A 26,827-nucleotide genomic window follows, 5' to 3' on the forward strand; every position below is an offset into this window, starting at 1 on the left:
ATCGGTAGGAAAGTCAGTTAATATGAGCACATATTATATATTTCAATAATAAAGTTTATACAGTTTTTTATATTAACATTGGGCTCCGCATCATGCTTGAAGCATTACCTGAAAAAGAAACCGACCTTGGTCCTGCATAAAACAGGATCAAGGTCGGTTTCTTTAATTATAATTGCAAGAAAATCTTATACAGAACCTGAGCAGCTTCTGCTCTGGTTGTCGTTCCAGCAGGACTCAAGATGACATTGCTTCGCCCGTTTATGAAACCCATTTTAACCATTGCAGCCATGTCATCAACTGCGTACTTTGCTACATTTGCCGCATCTGTGAATCTCTTGAGATCCTCAGCTGTGCGGGTCTGCTCGGATTTGCCCACTGCCCGCAAAGCCCGCATGGTCAGCACAGCCAAATCTTGTCTAGCAATTTCCGTTTCCGGATAGAAGCTGCCGTTCGAGCCCAGGGCGATCCCGAGTGCTTTGGCGATTCCGATTTCCTCATAATAGAGGTCTGTTTGCTTCATATCACTGAAGGTGGTGTTGAACTCTGCTTTGAGATCCAGTGTCCTTACCAACCAAGCTAGATACTCACCTCTTGTAACCTTTTGCCCGGGACTAAAGCTTATTGCTGATGTCCCGTCGATGAATCCTTTGGACGCCATGGTTTCAACCGCTGGTGCGTACCACGAATCCTTGATGACATCATTGAAGAACTTCTTCGTATAAACAACTGCATATTGACCTGTGTTTGCCGCTGGAAAAACCATGGCTTGTAGAGCACTGTCGTATTTGCCGTTCAGTAGCTGAACAAATGTACTATTTGCAGCCACGTACGAAACGGTAAGGTATTTTGAATTGGCCAATTCTTCAACATCAGGAGTATAAGGCAGTCTGATTTCGGCCGGTTCATTCAAGGCTACCACCTCTTCGCCATCTAATAGAACAGTGAATGCAATAATAGGTCTGCTGGTTGTTACGGATTTTACATCTGAATGAAGCTTTACAGTATCTAACCGGCTCAGTGACAGTTCCACATTTTTGGCACCTGATACATACTTCAGCAAATTAGAAGGTACTGCAACGGTTCCAAATTCCGTATTAATCTCGATCATGATGTTGGCCTGCTCTGCGGTTAGTGCAGTTGCAGGAAGCTCAACCGCATAGGAATTGGCTCCCTCTGCTTTCGGAATGTCCACCATGATTGTTTTAATATTACTGCTATTCGCCTTTACATGCTCCAGAGCCTTATTTAGATCTTCCTGCCGGATGGGTGCTCCTTTAGCTTTACCGGTTTTGGGATCCGTCTTTGGTGCCACAATCTTAATTAAATTCCCTTCGACTTTGATGTTTTCAGGAGCCGGTGAAGGTGTGGTCACTGACACAGGTGCATCCGTTGACGGCGGTGTTTCAGTAGGCTTCGGATTGATGACTGGATTGCTGATAACGACAGTAAGGGATTGGCTCGCATAATGAGTTGCCGTTTCTTTATATCTTACTTCGTAGATTCCGTTACCAAGACCTATAACCTCTGTGCCTGTGATCGCATTCCAGCTGCCAGCGTCCACTCCCACTTGCCGGTATTCCATTACAGGACTTACACCAGTGATCTTACCATCCTTGGCCCCAGCCGCACTAACATTTACAGCCTTAACCTCTGCACTGGACGGCGGACTTTGCACCTGCTTGGTTCCGTCAGGCACAACGATCAGGATAGCAGGACTTGGATTGCTCAAATCCGTTCCGGCGTACCGGAGCTCGTAGCTGCCGGCCTCGAGGTCTTCAATGCTGGTTCCACTAACCGGCATGTAACTACCATGATCCGCTTTCCGGTACTCCATTTCGGCAGTCACATTTTCAATTCTGCCATCATTCCCGCCTGCTGCTGTAGGCGGTGTAATGACAAGTCCTTCCGCTGTTGGTGCCTCTCTGTCTGCCTTGGCTTCATTGCGAATGTCCACGGTTACCGGCGGACTTGCCTTTAGGCTGTCTGTGGCTGCATACCGGATCTGATAGCTGCCAGGCTCCAGATCGTTGATACTTGAACCTGTAACAGGCGTGTAGTCCTCTTCGCCCAGCTTCCGGTATTCCATCGTATCATTCAAGCCCTCAATTATGCCTTTTATGTCGGTATCCGAATTGGCGTGTGAGATTACCCACCCACTCGCATCGGGTGCAGCCTGCTCCTGGGCCTGCCCTTCCGGAATAACGACTTCCTTATCCAGGCTGGCGCTCAGGGAACCGGTCTTCATATACCGGACATAATATTTACCGGCGGTGAGACCTGTGACCTCAATTCCTGCAATTGCAATATATTCTTCTTCGCCTTCCTTCTTATACTCCATTTCTGTTGTCACACCGATCAGTTTGCCGTCATCTCCATCAGGAATGGACGGTGCCACACCAGCCGGTGTTACTGGAGCCTCACGATCAGGACTGGATATGGCCTGGTGGACTTCCCATTCCCATAGGCCTACACCGTTATCTCCTGCCCGCGATTGCTTGGTCAGGGTTACTCGCACTGCCTTTACATTCAGCACCGAGTCAAACGTGTACGGATTGGAGGATTCCGCTGGAGTATGTTCAACCACTTTGATTCCCTCCGTAACCGTTCCCGCTGTTACCCATTCATCAGTTGCGCTATCCGCCGGGATGTAGGAATATACAATTTGGGTAGGCTTCTTGATTCCGCCGCCATCTGACCACAGCACCAGATTGGAACTCCGGATAGATGCACCCTGCGGCCATTCATATTGTACCCACTCCTCTGCGCCCTCATGGCCCCAGGTTCCCCAGTGCGAGATGTTGTTGCTATCCTTCCTTCCGTCATTCACTGCCGCCAGACTCTCCCAAGGTGAGGTGTAGCTGGAAGAAGCATTCGCGAGGAAAGCCATATTGCCGTCATTCGGACTCAGCAGACGCAAATCCGTCAGCAACTTCTCGAGCGCCAGAGCAATTTCCTCGTCTGTGGCATTCATATTCTTGATCACAGCAGATGCTTCTGTCTTCGCCGCTTCGATTGGCGCAAGACCTGAATCTGCAAGGTTCGAAGCATTTAATGTATTTACATAGTTATAGACCTTGACCAGTTCTGTCTTATCTACCGCTCCGGTATAGCCGTATACCTTCCATTCCAGAATACCACTGCCATTAACGGAAGGCTTCATGTCCATACGAACACCTGTAATATAGGCGGGCTCAAAGGTCGTTGTATTGTATTTATTAAGTTCATTGCCCAATCCCTTAATGTCCCGCGGGGTGTACCATTTCCCATCTTCGCCGCGAAGCATAAGCTGCATATCCTTCGGACGGAAGTTCCCGCCGTTGTCTTGAAATACATATACATCCATGGATGAGGCCAGGAATGGCTGATCCCATTCATACGTCACCCATGCAGGATCTCCTTCTCTACCCCAGTTATGCCATGCACTGTTGGGGGCACCTCGGTTCGGAGAGAAATCTGCCGAGCTTTTAGGTTCAATGCCGTTATTCATCGCTTCCGGATAACCGTCGCCACCAGAGAAGCTAGCGGAAGCCTTGGCTGTCAGCGCCGCATTTTGCAGCTCAGTATTCACGACATGTACGGTAGCCCATACTTCCAAAGCACTACCATTGACTTTTCCTCTGGCTTCAAATTGACCTACGCTAGCATAGAAGCTTGGATCAATAGCATCCCAAGTGATTTCCTGCTCTAGATACCCTTCCTCTGACAAAATATAGATTTGACTAGGAAGTTCTGGTTCAATATCCTTCTTGGTGACAACGCTGAGTGCCCGGTAAACGTCAACGGTATCTTCCTTGATCTCTATCGTTACATCTTTGCTGGACTTCTTATCTCCATCTGCCGCACTGAAGGTAAACGTGTAGGCGCCTGCCATGCTAACACGCGCATAGGCCACTGCTTTGTCATCATCCACAAATGAAATGTCCGCTGAACCTTCAGGCTTATGCTTGACGGCCCAAGTGTACTTCAACTGGGGTTCTTCTGCCTCGCTATGCACAGGGTCAGGAATGGCTTCCCCGGACAATACCACGATACTGTTATTGGCAACATCCTGAACCGCAGTCACTTGACCAATAGCTGGAGGCTGTTTCTCCGGTGGTGAAGCAAGCTCGAAAGTCGCCTGGCTGGAGCCAGTCAGTTGTCCATCACTTGCACTAAGCTTAACCGTATATGAGCCTGCTTTGGTACCCGCAGCCTGTGTAATGCTTGCTTTCGGATGAGTAAAAGTTAGCTTGCCGCCTTCCGGGGCGCTGACCACTTCCCATTGGTAAGACAGAGTCCCTTCCGGCGCGCCATCATCGGTTACAATCCCATTCAGCATCAATGGAATCAACGCCTGTGGATGTTGTGTCGCCAGCTCAACAGTAATTTGCGGAGCTTCATTTTCACCGCCGGCTGACTTTTCAATGATCAATTCAGCACGCTGTACGCTACCCATCTGAAACATGGCAACGCCTTCATTGTTCTGAACATAGAACTGTCCGGCAGCTGCACCATTCAGCTTCATGGTATAGTATCCATTCTCCATCCCCACTCCATCGAACAATATCCGTGAAGTATGCTCTTTCCCTGATGGATTCAGGAGCTGAAGTGCAAAACCCTTACCATCTTTTTGAATTTGCGCGCTTTCTACTTTATCGCTTTCTAGCTCCAAATAGATTTTCTCATCGATCAGATTGATCCGTTTGCCGAAACCGTCTTTCGGCGTGATGTTGTAGCTATCTCCTTCGTCAGTTACCAACGCTCCATAACCGAACAGCCCGAATATCGGATCTGTAGCTATATCGGAGCTGATGCTGAGAAGGGAACCATAGAGGCCTTCTTCCGATTCGCCCGAAAAATCATTCCAGCCGTTACTCATGACGCGTGAGCCGCCATCGTATACGTCCTTCGTACCTGTGCCTCCTTTATACATCGAATATCTCCAAGAGGTGCTGCCAACTGAATTAGCCGAAATCTGTCCCATATTGACGGCGTTAAAGTTCGAAATCTTCGCGGCATAATTGCGCTGCTGTGCAATTGCCTTCTGCTCCACCGATCTGCCATCATTCTCATACCTAAGCCAGTCATCCATAATGTATCCTGCTAAAGACGCAGTATATTGGAAATTCCACCAGCCTTCACCGCCGCGGAAAACGGGCACGGAATAATGGAACCAGGTAGGCTGAATTCCGCGCATGGCACGTGTTTTCCAATCGGCCATTTCCATACTTCTCTCAGCTGCACCTGTAAGTGCGTCTGTAGGATAGTAGGTGCGCAGCGCCTTCGCTGCGGCATAAGCCCCTTCTTCGCCAGTATTATCATATTCAAATTCCGAGCCGTAAGGATAAGATGCTCTTGTCATATTCCGTCCCTTGTCGAGAGCGAATTTCTTCTGCAGATTGGCTGACTCGGTCTGCATTCCCTCTTCCTTCAGTGCTTCAATCATATCCGGGATTTGCTGCTCGCCATAGAACCCAATGGCTTCGGTGGAAACACGCTTATCGTAGATGTTATATGCTTTTTCCAGATAAAACTGAGGCGATTCCCGGTACTCGATCAGATTAGGATAAGCCTTCTGAATCCGGTACATGTTGAAAAATCCGGTAGCTTCCATGATTTCGGAGAAGGTACGTGTATAAGGTTTATCTTTGTCGGTGTACGCTCCAGAGTCTTTTAGCCAGTTCGCAAGGATGTAGCTATCCTGAGTATTCTTCATGTATCGTTCCCACATGAAGTCGATCAGGTATGTCTCGATAGAGCGAATTTCATCGGGACTTGGAGCCAGATAGTTCTTCATCGTCATGAAGTTGATGTTGTCATGGCTCCAGTCATCCCCCCAATGGCTTGTGTTGAGATCCATGCCGCTTGTAAGATACCAGTCGAAATAGTTACCATAAGTTGGACTTTCCGGATTCTTATCCTGAGTTTGCTGGACCATGAATTCAGAATGGGCATCCGAGATTGCATCCAGCTCGGCCAGAACATTGAATTCAAATTGAGTAAATTTATCCACCCATTCGTTGCCGTCCTTCAGCTTATATTCGATACGCACACTGTTATTGCCGATCGAATCAAACTGAAGCGAATAGATATGATGCTGTTCACCATTTACGATCTTGGTCTCCACAAACTCAACCGATTCGTTGTAGCCAGGGTTCCCGTCAGGCAGTCCACGTCCGGCCCGTGAGTTGTCAACCATTTCCTTTCTGCTCTTCCCAGGCTTGATATCCGGAATATGCGCTTCGTCGAACGGATCATTCTCTGCCACATTTTGAATATCGATGGATTGTACATCAACGATACTGTCGTCGTAGTGCAAGCCTAGCTTGACAGGCATATTGATCGCTGTCTGGAAGCCCGGCACCGCTACGGCATCAATCATGCCTGATTTATATAGGATGGACCGGAGATTGGCTTCACGGTCTTCCATCGAGGTCGAACTGTTATTTGGGCTTTCGGCACTTTCCTGCGACGTGTTGTCTCCTCCACGGACTGCTGAGAATTTGAACTTATACGTCTTGGACTCATCCGGTCCTAATACGAGGCTGGAAGCATCGGTAAAGTATCCGCGTCCCGTTTTTTGGATATCTTTGGAATGGATATAGAGTACGTTCAGCCCCGGATACCAGCCGCCACTGTCCCCTGTCCAGTTCTTAAAAGTATCTGCAGCACGCACCTCTCCTGCTTCATGCATCCAATAATCCACATACTCGATTCGAGCGCCGCTCTCCGGCACCGGAGTGAAGAGCATAAAGTTCCCCTCACCACTGGTGCGGATGGCATAAGAATATCCACTGTCAGCACCTGCGAAATTATGCACCGTCACACGGTCATCATAGGTATCGGATAAGGTCTGGTATTTGTTGTTCCAAGGCATCGGTAAGCCGATATCCCCGAATTCGATATACTGATTACTTTTGTTCTTCACCGTAATTTCCCAAAGCATTGAACCGTCATCGGTCTCCATATCAAAAACGGATTTCACATCGAAGCCCTTCATTACCCGCGGGTCTGTAGAATTTAGGTTCTGTCCAATAAAGTTGACTTCTACCTTCTTGCCGTCTGCTGATGAGGTCTTGTTCATATAAGGGTTATCCGGATTAATGGTCGAAACTTGTGTAGATCCCCCGGCAGCCAATGTTTTATTGGTATCAACTTCTACAAAGCCGTCCCTGTTGTCAGGGAATTGTCCATTGGCGCCTGTACGGTAAGAGAAAATCATTTCACCCATCCACTGGTGCTCGGTACCATTCTGCGGCGATGTCGTGTTAGGTAGGACGAAATTAATTGGCTTCCCTTGTTTATTCGTAGGATTGTTGTTGATAAAGAGCTCTTCAATCTGGCCTAAATCACCGACTTTGGCCGACAGGCTGGCATTGGAGATATCGGTTCCTACTGCAGCCGCCGTGACCTCAGGCAATGCGCTAACCTGCAACGGTAGACTTGGGATAGCCAGGAGCAGCGCGATCATCAGCGGCTTCCACTTCTTCGAAATCATTGTCATTATAACCTCCTGTATACATGTGTTCATATCCATTAAAGGTTTAATTCTCTTATACCGGTAAGTATAGTTTCTTCTACGAAATACCTTTGACCGATCCATCGAAAATGACGTTCATTCTTTCGTCTAAAGTAGAATGTCTAAGTCGATTGTTAAGATAATCTAATCCTATAACCGTTACTCCACTTTCGTGGAGCTTACTTCATGTAGACATACAGGGGCAGGATAATAATTTCCATTGGAATCATCATCACAACCAGCACGAGAGTGAAGATTAGGATGTAAACCTGAATCCGTTCAGAGTAAAAAAACTGAACTTCGTAAGCGCTTTATTTTCTATGTTACTTGCTGTATCATAAAAAATAAATGCTTGATGCCAACATGAATTTTAAATATTTCAACCTGTTCGGAGGTGCCGAATTGGACTCGCCCATCCTTCATTTCATCACCCCGCCCATTCCCTATTTTATTGATTGCGGACGTGCTTGTTACGAAGCCGGTGAATATCACATTAGCCGCAGTGACATCGGTGTCTTTGATCTAATTGTCGTTACACGCGGTTCGCTTGCCATTAACGAGAACGGGACAGAATGGCTTCTGAACCAAGGAGAAGCACTGATCCTTAAGCCGGATGGACACCACTACGGCAGCGCAGCCTGTAAGGCGGAAACGGAAATGATCTGGATTCATTTTCAAACCTATGGCAGCTGGAGAGAGTCTGCCAACATGGACGAATGCCTCGCCAATCAAGCCGAATTAATTGAGACACATAAGGTGAGCGCATATCTGAACCACTGTGATGTCTGTTCCATTTTCATTCCCAAACATTTGCACATTGCATCCAAAGATATGGAACTGCTGGAGCATTTCTCTCAGCTTGATCAGGAGCCTCAGTCCATGCGCAATTGGAAACGACAGGCGACCTTCCAGCAATTTATGCAGCATCTGGACCTTGGGCTGTCTTCACTGTCCGACGTTGCTGCCATCCGGATTGCCGAGAAAGTTGAACTCTACATCCGCCACAATTACCCGCTACCGATCTCCAATCCGATGCTGCAAAAGGAACTCAACTACCATCCAAACTATCTCGCACGCAGCATGCTGAAAGTGTATGGCATGACCCCCATGGAATATCTGCTGCATTACAGAATTGAACAGGCCAAAAAGCTGCTGCTGCAAACCGCTTGGTCCATTGCTCGCATCGCCGAAGAGATCGGCTTCAATCATGTATCCTACTTCTCTTCCTGTTTCTCGAGAAAAGAGGGCATCTCTCCTTCCAACTTCCGCAGCAAGTTTACCAACTCAGATAAATAAACTGACTCATTCAGAACTGATGCCATGAAAAATAAGAAGTGTCCGCTCACCAAAGTTCGCGTTATCCTGCAGCGCGCATTCTGGGTCTATCGGGCGCTTTCCTTTTTGCCTACCTTTTTACAGCAGCACTAGTAGACTTCTTCTTATTAGCTCTCCCGAATCCAAACGCTCATTTCTCCTTCATCCCGATTGGCCCAAGTGAAGTAAGGAATGAACCGAAGCTCGGCAGGCTGTGTATCCCAGTGGACATCACTGCGATACAGATGAATTCCCCAGTCTTCTTGGGATACGATTCGCTGCGCGATGGTTGTAAGTGCCGGAACCCCCAGAGGCATCCGTTCCCCGCTACCGATATGAAACTCGGCATCCCGGGGCAGCTGAATGCGATGCAATCCGCGGCCATTGTCGACTTCTTCGAGACAGTACATAAACGGTCCCCGCTGGATGGCTACTTTTCCAAAAGTGGCTTTGATGTGATCATGCCCTTTCATCCGAAGCAACTCCATAGGGAAGTGAAGCTTGATCTCATCACCAGCTCTCCACGTACGGGTCACCTTTATGTAACCGCACTCATAAAAGAACCCATCCTGCTCTGTCTTCTCCCCATTAATCCACAGCTCGGGAATCTTGCACCAGTCCGGCTTTCTCAGAGCTATCGTAAATTGCATTCCCTCCGGGGAATCGGGTCGAACGATCAGCTTCACTTCTCCGGTGGAGGTATAGTCAGAGGCCATGGATAGAGCTGCTCTCCTACCCTCAAGTGTGAATTCCCCTTCCCCGCCGATGTACAATTGCACATACAACGTAGCCTGTTCCACTGCCGGGGTATATACATATTGATTCAATGAGGCAATTAGTCGCGCAATGTTCGGCGGACAGCAGGCACAACCAAACCACCCTTGCCGGCGTGTTCGCACGTGGGCATAATTAGGATTCACACGTTGAATATCCGGATCGACTTCAAGCGGATTCACATAGAAGAAACGTTGACCATCCAGGGACATTCCACTAATCACCGTATTGTACAGGGCCCGCTCCATAACATCTGCGTACCGGCTATCCTGCTCCATCTGCAGCATGCGCTTCGCCCAAAAGATCAGGCCAATTGAGGCACAGGTCTCTGCGTAAGCGGTATCTCCCGGCAGATCATAATCGCCTGTAAATGCTTCTTCCTTGGCTGATGAACCAATGCTTCCCGTAATGTACATTCGCTTGCTTACAATGTTGCTCCACAACTTTTCACAGGCTTCTTTCAGCGGTTTATCCTCCGTCTTCGCAGCTACATCAGCCATAGCCGCGCACATGTAAACCAGTCGAACCGCATGGCCTTCTGCTGTCGACTGCTCTCTAATGGGCAGATGGGACTGGGAGTACGTGTGGCGGTGAACCATGTCCAACTCGCCAAAATGTATGGTATGACCCCTTTGCTCCCATTCTTCTACAAAAAAATGCGGACTCGCTCCCCGCTGATCCAGAAAATAACGGCTCAGTTCCAGATATTTCTCTTCCTTTGTCGTCTCATACAATTTGAAGAGTGCAAGTTCAATCTCCTGATGTCCATCATAACCTGGCAATTGTCCCGGCTCTGTACCAAACACGGTGCCTATATGATCCGCCAGGCGAATAACCACATCCAGCAGCGTGCGCTTGCCCGTGGCATGATAGTACGCCACACCAGCCTCAATCATATGTCCTGCACAATAGAGTTCATGACACTCGGCGAGGTTCGTCCAGCGCGCCCCAGGTTCACGCAGGGTAAAGTACGTGTTCAAATAACCATCGGCTTGCTGTGCCCGAGCTATGGTCTCAATAACGGAATCTACGAGGACTTCCAGTTCCGGGTCGGGCTTCGCGGAGAGCAGGTACGAAGCTGCTTCAATCCATTTCGCAACATCACTATCCTGAAATACCATGCCATAATGAACGCCCTCTTCATCCCCTGCAGCAATGCGGAAATTCCGAATAGCCCGGCTTGGTTCAGCTCCTTCGATACGGTCATTGAGCGCTTCCCATTGATAAGGAACAACCACGTTGCGGACAAGTTCAATATAATGCGACCAGAATGGATCATTGATTTTATGGCTATAACCTGATGTCTGCGGATGGTGCGGGACGTCTGGCTTTGTCATGTGAACCTCTCCTTGTTCTTTAATAAGCCTATTTTACAAATCATTACATCAGGGTGAAATCATCGATTCCAACCGAATTTTACATAATTACAACCTCGTACGACTGCCTTCCTAGTTCAGACTTTTCTCCTCAAGATGGTACTCGGCAAGGAAAAGGAACAATGAGGTCAGGTGCTTAAAGATAGCTCAGTCGAGCCATTACCCTCCTCATCCCTTTCAATTAATATAGATCTGTTAGGTCTACAAATATTGAAAATAAAAAATAAGAGGAGACGTTATGAGCAATCAAAACACATTTAATCCATTCCGCAGACTTCATTTTTATGCCGCCTGGCTAATTACGCCCTTGCTTATTACCTTAACCCTATCAGGTATCGGGTACCTTTTCTTTACCAATGTAGAAGCAAATATCTATGAACATGAATTTTATGGAGAGAGCAACTTAAGTACGAAACAAAGCTTAGATGAAGCTGTTCAACAAATCAGTTCCGATTATGCTGGGTTCAATATTGGAAAAATTAGCATTATGGAAGAGCCATACAATAATAGGGTGACCATCAGCAATGAAGATAGCGATAGTCGTTACATTTTTCTGGATCATAACAATCAGGTCGTTGCCGAACAAGATGCCAAATTCACCTATGCCAATGTCATGAGAAATTTCCATAGCTCTCTTTTTACAGGCAGTACATTTATACGTTATTTAGTTGAGCTAACAGCCTGCTGGACCATATTTCTAATTGTGTCAGGCGTCTATATGACATTTAAAAAGAAACTGCTGTCCCAAAGAAAAAGTAAGAGAAACCATTCCTTCAAACTTCAAAAAGTACATGCTCTCTTGGGGTTAGTTACGGCAATTCCCTTGTTCATCATCATACTGACAGGCATACCTTGGTCCGTGTTCATGGGCAACCATATTAGTACGTTTGCTCAAGAGCATCCGGAATTAGGGAGAACAGAGTTGCGGCTTAATCCACCTCAATCCGATGTGAACGAGATTCCCTGGGCGACCAGAAGCATGAATCAACCAACTTCCGAACATGATCCCCATTCTGAACATCACTCGGCAGGTACTGTTGTAATCAATAGTTCTAATCAGCAAAGTTTAAAATCGATTATCCACAATGCGCAAAAAGAAAACATTAGCCGACCCTTCTCGATTGTATATCCTTCGAATGAGCAAGGTGTATTCACGGTTTCCAAAGGTAGTAATACTGGGGTTACAGGTCTTGATGTCAGCCCTTCTGAGGAGACCACGGCTTACTTTGATCAATATTCAGGTAAACTGATCGCCCAAATTGATTACGCAGACTACGGGATCATTGGAAAGTGGTTTACGTGGGGCATCCCGCTACACGAAGGCCATTTATTCGGAACAGCCAATAAAATTCTCAACCTGCTTGTATGTCTTGCTTTTCTCGCTGCAATAACCATGGGATTCCTATCTTGGATGAAAAGAATTAAACCCGGCGATTTCAATCGACCTAAGAGAATCAATAAGAAGTGGTCTCTTGGTGCAGTGCTCACGTTACTCATTATGGGTATTCTTATGCCTCTTTTCGGCCTTTCTGTACTCATTATCTTTATCATTGAAACCGTTATCTACTTCTCGACTAGAAAACAAATAAGAACCACATTATAAAGTGCTTGAAGCTTGTGTTTCTCTACATAACTAAGGAGAGGCCTATCGGCCCCTCCTTTTAAAGTAATTAGTAGTTAATAAAGAGAAGTCATCCTTAGCTTCTTCTCTTTTTGAGGCCAGAAAAATATGTACTGCCTCTTTAGCTGCACCCACCTTGAAATTGTCCTTTTAAACATTCTGTGAAAAAGGAATGCTTATTTAGGACGGCGACTCATGTCTTGAACAAGCCCTTGTTCCAACGCATAGCGAGTGAGTTGAACCCGATTTTGCAGCTGCAACTTTTGCAAAATGTTTTTCATATGATTTTTTACTGTATACTCAGAAATGTCATATTGACTGGCGATTTCTTTGTTCGTCCATCCGGCTGCTACACCATACAAAATATCTAACTCTCTCGTTGTCAGTCTGTCTTCTGTCTGTCTACGCTCGGATACATTAACCTCTTTAAGGATTTGGTATGCCACGTCACGAGATAGTGGTGCTTCTTCATTGATAATGGAGTGTAAGTACTCTAGCCAGGTCGAAGGTTCCAAGTTCTTGAGCAAATACCCTTGAGCTCCTCGTTTGAGCGCCTCCAATAAATGCAGCATGTCATCAGATACCGTAATCATGACAATCTTGACATATGGGAACATTAGCTTGATTCGACTTGTTGCTTCAAGCCCGTCCATAACCGGCATCTGGATATCCATTAAAATAAGGTCTGGGAGCCATTTTTCCATAAAATCCACGGCCTCTTGACCATTGGTGACGACCCCAATGACTTCAAAACATTCATCCATACTTAAGATTACATCAATGGCTTCTCGCGCATGCTCATGATCATCCACGATGAGTACCCTTGTTTTCGCTAAAGTCACGCGTAAGCCCCCTTGCGAATCTCAATGATCGTGTATGCTTCTTGTCGGTACATGTTCATCACCCAACCCATTTCCTCACAGCGTTCCTTCATAATGCGAAGGCCAAACTTGTTTACCTTTTCAAATGGATCACCAGTAAACCCTGTTCCATTGTCTTTAATTACTACCTTCCAGCTATTGCTCATTCCAGCGGCCCTGATGGATGCAGCTGTTGCGGAAGCATGCTTGTCCATGTTTGTGAGCGCCTCGCGAATGCAAGCAATCAGTTCAACCTTTTCCTTATCATCCAGTTGCTGATCTTTTAGATCCCATTGAAGTTCCATTGGAGTGCGTAAGTCTCTGGCCATGAATTGAATCTGCTTAAGTAAGGAAGAAGGATTGGACTTCACCATCTGACTCTCCTCCCGTTCCAGTCGGAGACTGGTAATCGCCTGTCTCACATAGCGGTTCACCTCGTGAATCGTTTTACGAATGGATCGTACATTTTGCTGGTGTTGTTCAGACGAACGTTCACTCTCGAGTTTCTCAGCTTTAACGGACAGTAGGAAAAGGGATTGCGCTATCCCGTCATGAAGCTCTCGTGCCAGTTGTTCTCTCGCCTCAAGTTGAACTTTGGCAGAACGCTCCTGCTCTAATTCTTTCTGGATTCGTTCCAGGATACGAAATAACTGGGTTAATAACGTAATACTAACGAGATACACGAGAACAGGTGTAAGCCAGTTTCCCAAGTTCATGGAGATATACGGCAGGAAAAATTGGTGTCTTACATATTCCCACAGGGCAACCGTTATGGTAGGTATTAATAAAATCATCCATTTAATCTGTTTATATGACATCAGATATTCCTCACGATCCTCAATTTAGCTCTCCATCTAATTTGGTGAAATCATAACCTTAATCATGAAATAACAGAATGGCTCAGTAGGGCTATGTCCAGATCAGATTCCTTACAAATGTATACAAATGATGAACATGTAGAGAGACTTTTAAAAATCAACAAACCGCATTGCTTTATAGAAGAAATTAAAAAAAACCGTCAACATTGCCGACGGTCTTAAGTTAGTGATCCATTCTTTTAGATGAATATACGTTTACAGCTCTTCTAACCACTGTTTGATAGGCATATCTTCACTGAGTTCTCCCCAGAGTATTCGATTGAAGTTCCCTTCACGATCAATAATCATGGTTGCAGGCAGACCCGTTACTTTAAACATTCCCGATAGCTTGCCAGTAGCATCGACAACCACGTTAAAGTCCAATTGATGCTGCTCCATAAACTCCCTAATGGTCCCCTTGGATTCTCCTACATTGATGAAAATGGCTTGTACATCCTTAGCATACAGTTGCGTTATGTCATTTAATAAAGGCATTTCTCTTACGCACGGTGCACACCATGATGCCCAAAAATTAAGAAGAACGACTTTCCCCCTATACTGGTTGAGCGATATGGGATTACCTGTTAGTTCTGTGGCAGTAAATTCGGGTGCCGGCCTTCCCTCTTCAATGTTTGTTCCCCGTTTCTGCTGAGGATCGGCTGTTTGATAGAGAATGACTCCAATCGTTACCATGATCGCGGTGATGGCAATAAGTGCGGTAAGCCACTGCCGCAAGGTCAACTTCTTGAATGACATGTAAACAAAAACCTCACTTTATTCCCAAACTATGATGAAATGCATGATATAAACTTCCAAATTGCTCCCTGAATGTTGCGGTCAGTCCAGTTCCTACATTTACTCCTTCATTCATGAACACGACTTCGTCGGCAACTTCCTCTGCAATCTCCAATTGATGCGTTGAAAATATGACCATTTGGCCATCCCGTTTGAACTCTTTCAGTAGATGAACGAGTTCACGCATCCAAAATGGATCCAGTCCATTGGTGGGTTCGTCCAGAACAAGTAAAGCAGGCTTGGCCAGCAGGGATTGTGCAAGAAGCAATCGTTGCCGCATGCCTTTAGAGAAGGTCGTGACGCGTTGTTTTCTATGGGTATCGAGCCCAACAGTAGCAAGAACATCATCCACTCTAGTAGATGGTACCCTTTTCAGATCGGCCCAAAATTGTAGGGTTTCTTGTGCAGATAATCCCTGATTGAACTGGAAATCGTCCGGCATGTAACCAACCTGTTCAGCATACGATTTTCGTTCAGCCCAGGGTCGTAGACTATTAACCACGATATCGCCCAAAGTTGGGCGCATAATACCAACAATCATGCGAAGAACGGTACTTTTACCAGCACCGTTTCCTCCACATATAGCAACGGTTTGCCCCGAGTGAATCTGGAAGGAGATATCTTTAACAAGTTGTTTTCCCTTTATGATTTTGGATACATCTGTCACTAGCGCAAACCCTTCTCTACGATTCTCATCCACGATAACGTCTCCTTTCCCATATCCAGTGAATCACCAACAGGGATACCGTGATCCAAACGATGGTAAGCGCCATTAGAATCCAAGTACCGACGGGTTGCTGAATCCATAGCACCCAGCGATAGTACTCTGGCCCAAGAACAGATCCGCCCCCGAGTTTAATAATGACGAATAATCGAACGAGTTCTGCCGGATTCAATAAAGTGAATATCGATAGCATCGGCTGAACCCATGTGTAGGGAACGAAACTCAATCCTGCAATTAGTAGAGTTGGCCAAGCAATGACAGAGAAAAACCAAACCGAAACTGAAATTGTGAGTGCTTGCCAGCGGTTTTTGCATACGGAACCGATGAATAGAGCGATGGTCAAGAACATGAACACAAGACCACATGAAAATAGAATAAACAGTCCATACGTCAACAAGTTAAACGAATTACCCATAAATCCACTAATAAGGACCATCAATCCATATCCAAACGAGACAATCGTAAGCAGGACGCATGATAGCCCTAAGTATTTCCCGAGTATAAACGAAGATGTGGCCAGTGGGTACGTGGATAACAACTGCCAACTTCCATCCTCCCCCTCGGATGTGAGCGAGAATGAACCGATGAATAACGTCATTAGTGGTAATAGATATAAGATTAAATTGACCAGTGAACTTGTCGTTCCGGAGTAACCTTCTACCACATTAAGCGAATTGATGACAAGAAGACTCATGCTGAATACGCAAAATAATATTAGGAAGGAATACGACCAGGGGTTGCGAAATCCCAGCTTCACTTCACGATTGGCTACATCGATCATATGGGATATCATAACGTCTCACCCACTTCTGTATTAATGATGGCCGGTTTCCCCCTATGTGTTTTCAGAGCCGTGCGTTCCTGCATCCTCCTGTTCATGTTCATGGGTGTGTCCCTCATCTCCCATCATATCCACCCCCTCGGTATTCTGCTTCCAATCATGGGATGTCAGATCTGCCGCTGTCATAATTACACCTACACCCTGTTCCTGAATGAAGTTTTCGGCAGACTCTTGGTCTTTGAAGCTGACAAGTCCATAGGCCATAGGTGTCCGAATAGAGGCGTCGTACACATACGTGGCTTTATTGAATTCGATCCATTCTTTATCGTTGTAGTCACGAACAAAATCCATACCGATCTGCTCGGTCCCATTTCTCTCTTTCCACTCATTCATACAACCAATGTCATCGAATTTGAAGGTTTGTCCATCTTTCGTAGTCAATTGTGTTGCATAGGCATCATCCTTAACTTGCATGTTACAGATAACGCAAACATCAACGTCCTCATTAATAGGCAGCGCTGCATATTTGGGTCCACACCCTGCCAATAGAAAGATCGACCACAGCGTAACCAATACCACTTTCCAATGTCTCATTTTTGTTTTCCTCCTAAATAGATCATACTGCAGGCAGACAATAGCATCAGCAAAACACCCAACCATGGCACAATTCGATGACTTGGATTCGATTTTCCCATCGCAATCGAATTTGTATCCAGCCTCATTAGAGGTGAAGTATCTGTCATCCAGTCGTCTCGTCCTTCTGTATGCAGTTCACTTAAAAACAACATGCCTGGTGACTGGAAAAAGAGCTGGAATGGTGCCTTTCGTCTGACCAGTTCTTGATAAAATGGATTAATGGCATATGCCATTTCACTTGCTCCATCCCGATTCAAATCAAGTCCTTGAAAGGTATCCCAGTAGTTGTTCCTGATGATGTTATTTTGACTTTCGACCGCTTGCGCTTCGATCACGTTCGACACAAAACGATTGGAATGCAGTTCATTTCCTTCCGCATCGAGCAGTTGCACACCGACAAAATTTCGAACCACATCGTTTTGGCTTATTTCGTTGCCGGAAGATTCTTGAATATACAAACCCACACGATTTCCTTCTAGCGCATTATGACTAATCTTTGAATTCTGCACGTCATACATCATGATTCCTTGTGAATGTACATTGGTACTTTGTTTACGGAAAGAATTGTTCATAACGGTGGCTTCTTGAACACCCATGATCATCGCACCAGTAATATTGAGTTCACCCGTGTTATTCATAATTTTCGAACGAACTAAATACATACAGTGAATGGCATATCTTGATCGCGTTAAAGTATTATCCATGACTTCGGTATCCCAACTATTCTCCATATAAATTCCGTCTCTCATGCCAGTGATTATATTATCCGTTATGCGAATATCCTGTGAGGCGTATAGATCGATCCCATTTCCTTTTTGAGCACTGGATACCTGTTCCGGTCCTGACCAGATCACTTCATTATTCTGTATGACCCCGTCTAAGGCTTTTCGAAGTACAATACCGTAACCTTGGGTGTGGATCCTTAGACCAGACAAGGTGACATTATTCCCCGAAACTTGAATTGCACCAAACTCAGCCACATACTCCTGTTTTACAGTGAAGCTGCCCAAGCTCACCCCGTCTGCCTGAATCGAGATAGCCGGCGCGGCCTCCTTATTGACCAGCGTAACTGTAGAATCCCCTTGAAGGATAACGCTTTTGTTAATTATGACAGGACCCTCATATGTACCAGAGGATAGAACGACGACCTCACCTTCTGAAGCCTGATCAATTAAGGGCTGCAAAGGAATTGATTGATTATTGGGCGTGGAATAGACATCATTCTCGATTAGGCATACACTCAGCAAGAAGAGGGTGCAGAAACAAATAACTAATCTCTTTATAAAACGAAGCAGCCTCGATTTCAGAAGGATTACTTTTACTATTTCAATACCATTTCCTCCTTCTATAAATGGATTTTCTTTTACGGCTAAAATGCCGCTTGAAGGTGCAATAGCAAACTGCTTTTAGTGTACAAACATTAAATATTTTTCTATATAGCTCCAACTGGCTAATGGATATGGGAAATATGTCTATTTTGTGGCTTGATTTGATTGGCATTAACATCTTTGGTCAGTGTGCTAAGAACAGGAAGCTCATACCGCAGAAAAGGATTGTAACTCAGAGTATGTGTTTGAAATTCGATGCTTTAATCGCTAATAAGAACATGTTCGTGATTCCGATCATCCGCAACAAGTTCTCGGCTCAGGTATAGACTTCTACCGACAAAATAAAAAAAGCCGCTATACTAGCGACTCGGTGAAACGTGTTCTTGTTCTTATCCCTCGACAAACAACCTCTACCTTGAACATAAACTCTAGTTAATCAAGTTTCTTAGCCTGCTCCTGTCCTTTTTGGGGTGGGTTGGTTCGAACTTAGAAGATAATAAACGACCGTTCCCCAGTAGGCTAACGGGAAACGGTCGCAGCTTAGTTGTGTCTTATGTAAGAATAAAGGCCTGGGCGGTATGCACACAGACCTTTCACCTGGTTCTGTTTTACCATCCAATAGCCGCACCATCACAGCGGGGGTCTGTGCCCCCGAGCAGGAACCCATTGTCATCGATCATAATGGCATGCGCATGTCCCATGACTCTAGCAAAATCTTCAACTGTGTGTACCTCGTGTCCGGCTAACCTTAAACGCTGCTGTACTTCTGCCTCGATTCGGCCCTCCACTCTCAATTCTTGCGTTGCATCTCCCCATGTTCTTCCCCACACCCACCGGGGTTCACGCACAGCGGTCTGGGGGGTCATACCATAATCCACCATGCGGGTCAGCAGCGCGGTCTGTGTCTGGGGCTGACCTTCTCCTCCCTGGGTACCGTACAAAATATATGGCTTCCCATCGCGGCAAGCCATCGCCGGCATCAGCGTATGAAAGGTTCTTTTGTCCGGTTCCAGCCTGTTCACATGCGACGGATCAAGGGAGAAGAACGAGCCTCGGTTCTGCAGCAATATACCAGTGTCTCCCCCAACCACTGCCGAACCGAACTCAAAATAGAGACTTTGGATAAATGACACAGCATTGCCCTCGCTGTCTACTACCGCCGCATATGCCGTATCGTGGCCTACCGGCTGGGTATTCATTGGCAGAGCTCGCTCCATATCGATGCAGGCTGCCAGCTTCGCAGCATAGGATTTGGATAGCAGCCGGTCTATGGGAATGGAGGAAAATTGTGGGTCTGTCAAGTAACGATCGCGGTCACGGAAGCTCAGCTTCAGCGCCTCCACGAGCAGGTGATAGTACTCATAGGAACCATGCTCTATACTCTCAAAATCAAACTGTTCTAGTATTTGAAGCGCCATTATACCGGTAAAGCCCTGTGAATTCGGCGGGACCTGATAAAGATCAAGCCCTCGGTAACTCCCTTTGACCGGCTCCACCCATTCACCTCTGTGTCTCGCAAAGTCCTCCAGTGTCAGTAGACCTCCCTGCTCCTTAAGTGAGCGAACAATCTCCTGACCAACACTGCCTGAATAAAATACGTCTCGGCCCTGGTCCGCAACCTGGAGCAGGCTGCTTCCCAAAGCAGACTGCACAAAGCGGCTGCCTTGCTCCGGAACTTTGCCTCCAGGCAGATAGATGGCGGCAGTCTGTGGATAAGCTGCCAGCACATCGAAACGCTCGGCCGTATTGACATGCTGGTCCGGCGACAGCGGGAAGCCTTCCAGCGCATAACGGATCGCGGGCTCAAGCACTTCTGCCAGCGTCTTCGAGCCATATTCCTGTAATATGGCATCCCAGCCGTCCACCATACCCGGCACAGTAATGACGCTACGGGGTCCCCGCTGCGGGATGGCTGATTCGCCGGCAAAGCAGGCCGCGGTAATCCGACTGCCCGAACGTCCACTCGCGTTATATGCCCTGACCTTTCTCTCGTCGGTGCTATAGGTCAGCCAGAAGGAATCGCCTCCCAGTCCCGTCATATGGGGGTATACGACGGCAAGACAGGCGCTCACCGCCACGGCGGCATCAAAGGCGTTACCTCCCTGCTGCAAAATACGCGATCCTGCCGCGCTGGCCAAAGAATGAGGGCTGACTACCATCGTCTGTGTGCCTGTGACTTGTGGAACCATCTTGCCACCTTCTTTCTCTTCTATGTTCAACTGAGGGTAATTCCTGTTTGTTGCTAATCATGTTACCCATTCAGACGCTAATGACCGAGAAGTATGCAAAGCAGACTGCCATCTGCCGGAGGCATACACCCAGCGACTCATTTTTGTACCTGATAGCAGCTGTGTGACATCCGAAGCATCCGTGACAACAAAGTTGCAGTCATGCCCTTCTTCTATTCCATACTCGTCGCGGCCCGTGATTTCAGCAGGTATATCCGTGATCATCCGCAGCAGCTGTACGAAATCCCGTTCACTGCCCATATGGGCCGCATATGATGTGATTTGGGCGATCTGTATCAAATCCCCGCGGCCGAATGGATGGAACGGGTCTTGAATATTGTCGGAGGCCGCAGCAAGCGGAATGCCTTCTGCAAGCAGCTCGCGAATGCGTGTTGTGCCCCGTCTTACCAGGCCGCGATCTTCCCGTCCCTGAAGATACAGGTTCACCGCAGGCAGCGTTACCGCGTTCAGACCAGCTTCCTTCATCTTCGCCATCACATGCTGTGCATCTTTTTCCGTCATTGCAGACAATGAGCACAGATGATCTGCCGTCACTCTGCCCTGATAACCGTAGCGAATCGTATGCTCTGCGATGTTCAGCACGGTTTTTTTTCCGGGATTATCACTTTCATCTGCATGCAGATCAATGGGTACGCCAAAACGTTCTGCTAACCGAAAAATCCTGCCAATCTCTCTTTCAGAGTCGTCTGCCAGATGAGGGGCTCCCCCCAGCACATCAATTCCCATCCGCAGTGCTTCCTCGATGGCCTCATCCGCAACTTCATGATTGCCGCGGAACGGTACCATAAGCGCATATTGGATAGCCATACGTCCCTTCAACTTCTCCCGTACTTCCAAGGCTGCCTCAATCGTCCGAAAGGCCACCTCTCTCCCCAAATGAACTGGGAAGTCGAGGTGGCTCCTTATGGTTGTGGTCCCGTAGCTCAGTGCCATTCTGGCAGCCGTCAGCATGCGTTCCGCTAGCTGCTCCTTGCTGAATGTCTGTACAGCCTGGCTGTAATTAAGAATGGCTTCATGAAGCGTGCCGGATCGGTTCGACACCTGCTCAAGCGAGAAGGCCTTATCCAGATGCATATGACAGTCAACCAGGCCAGGAAGCATCATGCCGCCCTGCAGATCGATGCAATCCGCGTCTGCGAGCCGTTTCAGATCCGATCCGGCCTGATGCGGGACCATCAGTCGGGAAGAAGCACTTTCCCGTGCATCAAGGAAACAATCTTGCCGACGGATACTAACCCATTTTCCAACCTCCGCCTTTAGTTCATAAAGACCAAGGTCTTCCCGGTGCGGAAGGCGTACATTAATGAAACGCAGCCCCGCACTCATTGTGCGGTAGCCAGCGCCTGAAGCACGGCCAGATCCTCCTCGTCAAGCTCGGTGGCCGGACCCGCTTTGATCATATCCGAGAACATTTCGTCCGGTACCATGGTCGTCAGACAATACAGACGTGTGCTGCCCGTGTTAATAATATCGTGATGGTTGCCCGGTGGAATAATAATGAATGAGCCTTGGCGGATTGGAGTCTCATACTCGTTGCCAACTTTGGCTAGCCCCTCCCCTTTTAACACATAAAAATATTCATAAGCTTCCCGGTGTTCATTCGATGGAGTTCTGCCTCCAACCTCGAAGATCTCCACAAATGAAGTGAAAGGAACCTGCTCCCTATCGCACAGCAGGATGAACTTATTCGTATCCTGTGCGGAAATTTTGTGGACGGGACAATTCTCAAAGTTACCAGCAACCAGACCAGGAATGTTCACCATATACATTCAACCTCACTTTGATTGATTTTAATTTATGCTTCGCTTTTTATCTTTTTACCGGCAGCCTCAAACAGGATATGTCCTGTTCTGTACTGCGAACAGCCGTGGTGGCAATCTTCAACCCACCTGTTCCCGTGCAGTTCATCTCGTCCCTAACACCGTTTGGATGGCGGGCGAATAACGGGAAGGCACTGCCTGTCAACTCAAGCCGGACATACGAGCCAGCCGGAAGGGTTGCCGCCAAGGGACGCAGCCGGATCTGCGCTGTTCTCCATTCATTGGAAGCATCTTCTCCTTCACTGCAGATTTCCGTGCGACCCACACTCAGTAGACGGGCCGTCCCTTTCTCGGATACGGTGGTGAGGATGGCTACCAGATCCGTCGGACCTCCCAATGTTTGGTACTGCACGGATAACTCCGGGGACCCAAAAATCGGGATATCCTCTGCAAGCGGCCCTCCCGTATATACCAGAATCTCTTGCCGTTCCTGAATGGAAGCTCGGTCGGACGGCAGGTAAGAGTCCAGACGCATCGGCAGACGTGAGTCGTACACGAACACGTCCGGCACAGCCTCCTCCACATCTTCCTTATGCTTTTCGAGTCTCCCCCCTCCTGCCGCACCATTCGCCGGGGTCTGTGACCCCGACAGATAAAACCATTCGGACGGAGAGGCCCCATCCTCAAATTGCGAAGGTAGCTGTTCCGCTGTATGCCATCCATGACTCAATTGGTCAAAATATCGGATCGGCAGTTCACCAGACAGTTCCATGTCTTCCTTGCCCTTCAGCCAATAATCAAACCAGCGCAGCTGCTCCAGATGATGACCACCATCCGCCTGCTCGCCATGATCGATTCCGCCCGCTCTTCGCCCCCATGGAATATGGGCCCACGGGCCGACAATGAGCCGATGAAAGCAATCCGGCGTGGCCGTAGCTTGCAGAGCTTCGAACGACTGTAACGTGCCCATGAGGAAACCGTCATACCATCCCCCAATATGAAGCGCCGGCACGGGTTCCTTTACGATATCGTTGATCCAGTTCATCTGCTCCCAGTACTCATCGTACGCTTGATGATCGATCCAATCATAAAATGCGGGAAAGTATTGCTCCAGAATCGGATGTCTTTCATTCAATGGCATTTTCCAAAGCATCTCATCGGGGCTGCGCATGAGTCGTGAGCATTGCTCTGCCGTTTCGAAGTCACCCGCTCTTTGTGCCGTGTCACGAGCCAGTTGGAAAGCCCACGGCAAATGATTGCCAAGTGCGAAGGAGCCATGTGGATAAAATAAGCCATGATACATGTCTGCCGGACACATGCTCGGTGCAATCGCCTTGAGCGCAGGGGGGTGAAGGGAAGCTGCTGCCCATTGTGTTAGGCCTTGATAAGAGAAACCGTACATGCCTACGATCCCGGTCGAGCCGGAGAGACCGGCTGCCCATTCAATGGTATCAAATCCGTCCTCTGCTTCTTGAACAAACGGATTAAATTCGCCTTCCGACTCTCCCCGCCCCCTGACATCCTGGATTACCACGATATATCCCTTACTTGCATACCAGACGGGGTGGGCATGAGTAACGGTAGAAGCAATCGACCGTCCGTAGGGCTGGCGCATCAGCAGCACAGGATATTCTCCCGTCTCGTCCGGCAGGTATATATCTGAATACAACGTTATGCCGTCGCGCATCGTGCAAGGGACCTTTCGCCGGATGACCACATTTCCAAATTTCATGCAACTCGCTCCTTTGCTGTAGATACGGATTGACTATAAAAATCCGCATGGCACTTTAACTGCTGCAGGTTGCGCCATTCTTCCGTCACCCGTTGATCAGATACCGCTAACTGCTGAACGCTTTAATTTCTCCTGATTCAAAATTCCCTTCGGGTCATTGCGATGTTTGATTTCCCACAATCGATCATGGGCGTATGATCGTCCGCCATCCTTCAAATCCCATGTATGCGGATTGTTAACTATAACGCGGTTTTTCTCGTAACATTCCATCAGCTGATTCAGGTTTTCCTCCGTTGTGAAGGGAACCAGCGGCAAGCCGGAGATCAGCAAATTCCCGTTTTGCCGGGCAAACTCGATATGATTCATCACTTCCGGATATTCCTTTTTCATAGAGGAGATTTGCTCAAGGGCACTGGATGGTTCAAAATTCAACTGTAGGTAGGTCAAGCCAGGATCTGCCTTGCGCGCCCACAATGTTGTATGGTTCCATGTGAAATCGGAGACACCTACACCTTTGTGATACTGTTCGGCAGAGACCTTCATAGCCAAGTGACCTCCATACTCCGATAGGATACGTTCAAGCTGGGATTCGTTGGCCGTATCCACTTCCAACAATGCGACAGCATGGTCAGCAGGGAGATCAAGCGGAAGAAAATAGGATGGTACCGGCCATTCATGGATGGAGATTAGCCTTTTCACCAAGGAAGTGTCCTCAGCAACCGACTGCCCGAAGCGAAAAGCCTGTTCAAAACGGTCGAAGGTTACGGCCCACTGCATCCATTCCACTCGGGGAGCCAGATTTATTTCCACTTCGGACAAAATGCCGATTGTACCGTAAGTATGCAGGTAAGGCAACACTTCGTCCCCCTGGAGCTCAATGGTACGGGGGTGAACCTCAACGGTCTTGATTTTTAGTGAACGTACCAGCCCATCCCAGATTGTTCCCCAGCTGATCGAACCGATGCCGCCAAAACCGCCGCATAAAAAACCGCCGATCGTCGCGGATTGAAAGGTGGAAGGCATCGTACGCAGCTCGTAACCTGCCTTGCGGGCAGTGGATTCCATTTTGCCGAGTCTGGCCCCGGCCTGGATCCGCATCGTGCCTTCTCCCATTTCGAGCACTTTGTTGTATTTGGCCAGATTCAGGACGATTCCGCCTGTGACCGGAACGCATTGGCCATAGTTGCCGGTGCCGTTCCCCCTGATGGTCAGCGGAACTCCCAGCTCTGCTGCTATGGAGAGCAGATCGTCAAGTTCTTCCTCGGTGCGCGGACTGGCGATGCACTCGGCGACCTTACCCTGCAGCTGACTGGCCAGCACAGGAGAGAAGTGATGATAATCCATCGAATATCTGGCAAGGGCTGCCTCCTCCCACTGCAGCAATTCCGGATCCATACGTTCTTTCAATACGGCTATCCAATGTTCATTCATTCGGTTCCCCTCCCGTATGTTGTAATACTGATCTCATTAAAGGAATCTCTTAGGAATTCGGCAAGAACTCATCCGTAAATACTTTGCTGACATCAGGCTCCTCTTTCAAGGCCCCAATCTCCTTTAGCTGCTTTCCGAGCTCCGTCCAGCGTTCCTCTGTCATGTAACCAACGCCGTGTTCCGCCGCATCCCCTTCGTATACGAACGGGATAAGCGCTTCTGCGGCATAGTTCAGCTTTTCTTTCGTAAAATCAGGGTTTTCCTTTAAAATGACGTCATTCACGGTATCATAATTGGTCTTGTAATAATCCCAGCCCTTCATCGAAGCCTCGACATAACCGCGCACAATATCAGGATGATCCTGGATATACTGCTCCGTGGTGAACAGCACATTGGAATACGGGTTATAACCGGCATCCGCCAGTAGCAGGAAATCAATGTCTACATTCTGCTGCTTCATCTCGTACGGCTCACTGGTTACATATCCCTGAATGGCAACCGTTTCATCGGCTACAAAAGGAGCCAAAGAACCGGTATAAGCCAATTCCTTCACGTTACCCAATTGGTATTTACTCTTCACAAAATCCCAAAACACCGAGCCTGTCCCCACGTATACGGAGCGGTTGTTCAAATCGGCCAGGGAGGACATGTTCTGATTGGCATGAACCATAAGTCCCTGCGGGCTTTTCTGGAATATCGTTGCAATCGCTACAAGAGGGATCCCTTCTTCACGAGCGACCAGCAATTGATCCGCTGTAGCAAGTCCGAACTGCGCCTTACCAGAAGCCACGATCTGTGTTGGAGACACCTGCGGCCCACCTGCCTGGATGGTCATATCGAGACCAGCCTCATTGTAATATCCTTGTTCCTTTGCCGCATACAGACCCCCGTGCTCTGCTTGTGCAAACCAGTTCGTCACCTGTGTAATTGCCGTGAGTTCCTCGCTTCCCCCTGTAGCAGAGGCATTCTCAGCAGTTGGCTGATTCCCGCAAGCCGCCAACAATGTGGATAAGGAAAACAATGCTGCCAGTAAAGCTAAAGTTCCTTTTTGTCTGTATTTGTTCATCTCATTACCACTCCCCAAGAGAAAT

The 26,827-nt window shown here is 47.7% G+C and carries 17 protein-coding genes; 2 read left to right on the plus strand and 15 right to left on the minus strand.

Going from position 1 to position 26,827, the window contains the following annotated elements; genetic code table 11:
• Nucleotides 1–166: 166 nt before the first annotated feature.
• Entirely contained in the window at nt 167–7,483 is a 7,317-nt protein-coding gene (locus MHB82_RS16195) for a DUF5695 domain-containing protein (protein WP_341175274.1), read from the minus strand.
• Nucleotides 7,484–7,861: 378 nt separating this feature from the next.
• Between MHB82_RS16195 and MHB82_RS16200 the strand changes: the two genes are divergently transcribed.
• Nucleotides 7,862–8,794: a helix-turn-helix transcriptional regulator gene (locus tag MHB82_RS16200; RefSeq protein ID WP_341175275.1), complete on the plus strand. Its 933-nt coding sequence runs from the start codon at nt 7,862–7,864 to the stop codon at nt 8,792–8,794.
• A gap of 146 nt (nt 8,795–8,940) precedes the next feature.
• Here the strand turns inward: MHB82_RS16200 and MHB82_RS16205 are convergent, their stop codons facing one another.
• Nucleotides 8,941–10,923, minus strand: coding sequence for a glycoside hydrolase family 127 protein (locus MHB82_RS16205; protein WP_341175276.1), 1,983 nt, complete (start codon nt 10,921–10,923; stop codon nt 8,941–8,943).
• 277 nt (nt 10,924–11,200) lie between these two features.
• Between MHB82_RS16205 and MHB82_RS16210 the strand changes: the two genes are divergently transcribed.
• Entirely contained in the window at nt 11,201–12,565 is a 1,365-nt protein-coding gene (locus MHB82_RS16210) for a PepSY-associated TM helix domain-containing protein (RefSeq protein ID WP_341175277.1), read from the plus strand.
• 194 nt (nt 12,566–12,759) lie between these two features.
• On the opposite strand, the gene MHB82_RS16215 is transcribed toward MHB82_RS16210, so the two are convergent.
• From MHB82_RS16215 to MHB82_RS16275, 13 genes are all read right to left on the minus strand, one after another.
• A complete protein-coding gene (locus MHB82_RS16215) occupies nt 12,760–13,425 on the minus strand; it encodes a response regulator transcription factor (RefSeq protein ID WP_341175278.1) in 666 nt (221 codons plus the stop codon).
• On the minus strand, nt 13,422–14,261 hold the full coding sequence (locus MHB82_RS16220; RefSeq protein WP_341175279.1) for a sensor histidine kinase: 840 nt from the start codon (nt 14,259–14,261) through the stop codon (nt 13,422–13,424). The genes MHB82_RS16215 and MHB82_RS16220 overlap by 4 nt, the downstream gene beginning before the upstream one ends.
• Nucleotides 14,262–14,516: 255 nt before the next feature.
• Nucleotides 14,517–15,056, minus strand: a complete 540-nt coding sequence (locus MHB82_RS16225; RefSeq protein WP_341175280.1) for a TlpA family protein disulfide reductase — start codon at nt 15,054–15,056, stop codon at nt 14,517–14,519.
• A gap of 13 nt (nt 15,057–15,069) precedes the next feature.
• Nucleotides 15,070–15,795 (minus strand): ABC transporter ATP-binding protein, encoded by a 726-nt coding sequence (locus MHB82_RS16230; protein ID WP_341175281.1) that lies wholly within the window; start codon nt 15,793–15,795, stop codon nt 15,070–15,072.
• Nucleotides 15,788–16,609: an ABC transporter permease gene (locus MHB82_RS16235; RefSeq protein WP_341176647.1), complete on the minus strand. Its 822-nt coding sequence runs from the start codon at nt 16,607–16,609 to the stop codon at nt 15,788–15,790. The genes MHB82_RS16230 and MHB82_RS16235 overlap by 8 nt, the downstream gene beginning before the upstream one ends.
• A 45-nt stretch (nt 16,610–16,654) precedes the next feature.
• On the minus strand, nt 16,655–17,194 hold the full coding sequence (locus MHB82_RS16240) for a nitrous oxide reductase accessory protein NosL (RefSeq protein ID WP_341175282.1): 540 nt from the start codon (nt 17,192–17,194) through the stop codon (nt 16,655–16,657).
• Nucleotides 17,191–18,420 carry a right-handed parallel beta-helix repeat-containing protein gene (locus tag MHB82_RS16245; protein WP_341175283.1) on the minus strand — a complete coding sequence of 410 codons (1,230 nt, stop codon included), beginning with the start codon at nt 18,418–18,420 and terminating at the stop codon, nt 17,191–17,193. Before MHB82_RS16245 ends, MHB82_RS16240 begins: the two co-directional genes overlap by 4 nt.
• A 752-nt stretch (nt 18,421–19,172) precedes the next feature.
• Nucleotides 19,173–20,753, minus strand: coding sequence for a gamma-glutamyltransferase (gene ggt / locus MHB82_RS16250; RefSeq protein WP_341176648.1), 1,581 nt, complete (start codon nt 20,751–20,753; stop codon nt 19,173–19,175).
• A 57-nt stretch (nt 20,754–20,810) separates the two neighbouring features.
• Nucleotides 20,811–22,139: an amidohydrolase family protein gene (locus tag MHB82_RS16255; protein WP_341175284.1), complete on the minus strand. Its 1,329-nt coding sequence runs from the start codon at nt 22,137–22,139 to the stop codon at nt 20,811–20,813.
• Nucleotides 22,136–22,576, minus strand: a complete 441-nt coding sequence (locus MHB82_RS16260; RefSeq protein WP_090898515.1) for a cupin domain-containing protein — start codon at nt 22,574–22,576, stop codon at nt 22,136–22,138. Before MHB82_RS16260 ends, MHB82_RS16255 begins: the two co-directional genes overlap by 4 nt.
• Before the next feature lie 46 nt (nt 22,577–22,622).
• On the minus strand, nt 22,623–24,305 hold the full coding sequence (locus MHB82_RS16265; protein WP_341175285.1) for a CocE/NonD family hydrolase: 1,683 nt from the start codon (nt 24,303–24,305) through the stop codon (nt 22,623–22,625).
• A 96-nt stretch (nt 24,306–24,401) separates the two neighbouring features.
• Complete coding sequence (locus tag MHB82_RS16270; protein WP_341175286.1) at nt 24,402–25,736, minus strand: FAD-binding oxidoreductase; 1,335 nt, start codon at nt 25,734–25,736, stop codon at nt 24,402–24,404.
• Between the two features lie 49 nt (nt 25,737–25,785).
• On the minus strand, nt 25,786–26,802 hold the full coding sequence (locus tag MHB82_RS16275) for an ABC transporter substrate-binding protein (RefSeq protein WP_341175287.1): 1,017 nt from the start codon (nt 26,800–26,802) through the stop codon (nt 25,786–25,788).
• Nucleotides 26,803–26,827: the final 25 nt, after the last annotated feature.

Source organism: Paenibacillus sp. FSL K6-2862, from assembly GCF_038005125.1.
Taxonomy (GTDB): domain Bacteria; phylum Bacillota; class Bacilli; order Paenibacillales; family Paenibacillaceae; genus Paenibacillus; species Paenibacillus illinoisensis_A.

Excerpts from the sequence above, each read along its gene's own strand:
- MHB82_RS16195 (WP_341175274.1), bottom strand. The coding sequence starts at position 7,483 with ATGACAATGATTTCGAAGAAGTGGAAGCCGCTGATGATCGCGCTGCTC.
- MHB82_RS16200 (WP_341175275.1), top strand. The coding sequence starts at position 7,862 with ATGAATTTTAAATATTTCAACCTGTTCGGAGGTGCCGAATTGGACTCG.
- MHB82_RS16205 (WP_341175276.1), bottom strand. The coding sequence starts at position 10,923 with ATGACAAAGCCAGACGTCCCGCACCATCCGCAGACATCAGGTTATAGC.
- MHB82_RS16210 (WP_341175277.1), top strand. The coding sequence starts at position 11,201 with ATGAGCAATCAAAACACATTTAATCCATTCCGCAGACTTCATTTTTAT.
- MHB82_RS16220 (WP_341175279.1), bottom strand. The coding sequence starts at position 14,261 with ATGTCATATAAACAGATTAAATGGATGATTTTATTAATACCTACCATA.
- MHB82_RS16225 (WP_341175280.1), bottom strand. The coding sequence starts at position 15,056 with ATGTCATTCAAGAAGTTGACCTTGCGGCAGTGGCTTACCGCACTTATT.
- MHB82_RS16240 (WP_341175282.1), bottom strand. The coding sequence starts at position 17,194 with ATGAGACATTGGAAAGTGGTATTGGTTACGCTGTGGTCGATCTTTCTA.
- ggt (WP_341176648.1), bottom strand. The coding sequence starts at position 20,753 with ATGGTTCCACAAGTCACAGGCACACAGACGATGGTAGTCAGCCCTCAT.
- MHB82_RS16255 (WP_341175284.1), bottom strand. The coding sequence starts at position 22,139 with ATGAGTGCGGGGCTGCGTTTCATTAATGTACGCCTTCCGCACCGGGAA.
- MHB82_RS16260 (WP_090898515.1), bottom strand. The coding sequence starts at position 22,576 with ATGGTGAACATTCCTGGTCTGGTTGCTGGTAACTTTGAGAATTGTCCC.
- MHB82_RS16265 (WP_341175285.1), bottom strand. The coding sequence starts at position 24,305 with ATGAAATTTGGAAATGTGGTCATCCGGCGAAAGGTCCCTTGCACGATG.
- MHB82_RS16270 (WP_341175286.1), bottom strand. The coding sequence starts at position 25,736 with ATGAATGAACATTGGATAGCCGTATTGAAAGAACGTATGGATCCGGAA.
- MHB82_RS16275 (WP_341175287.1), bottom strand. The coding sequence starts at position 26,802 with ATGAACAAATACAGACAAAAAGGAACTTTAGCTTTACTGGCAGCATTG.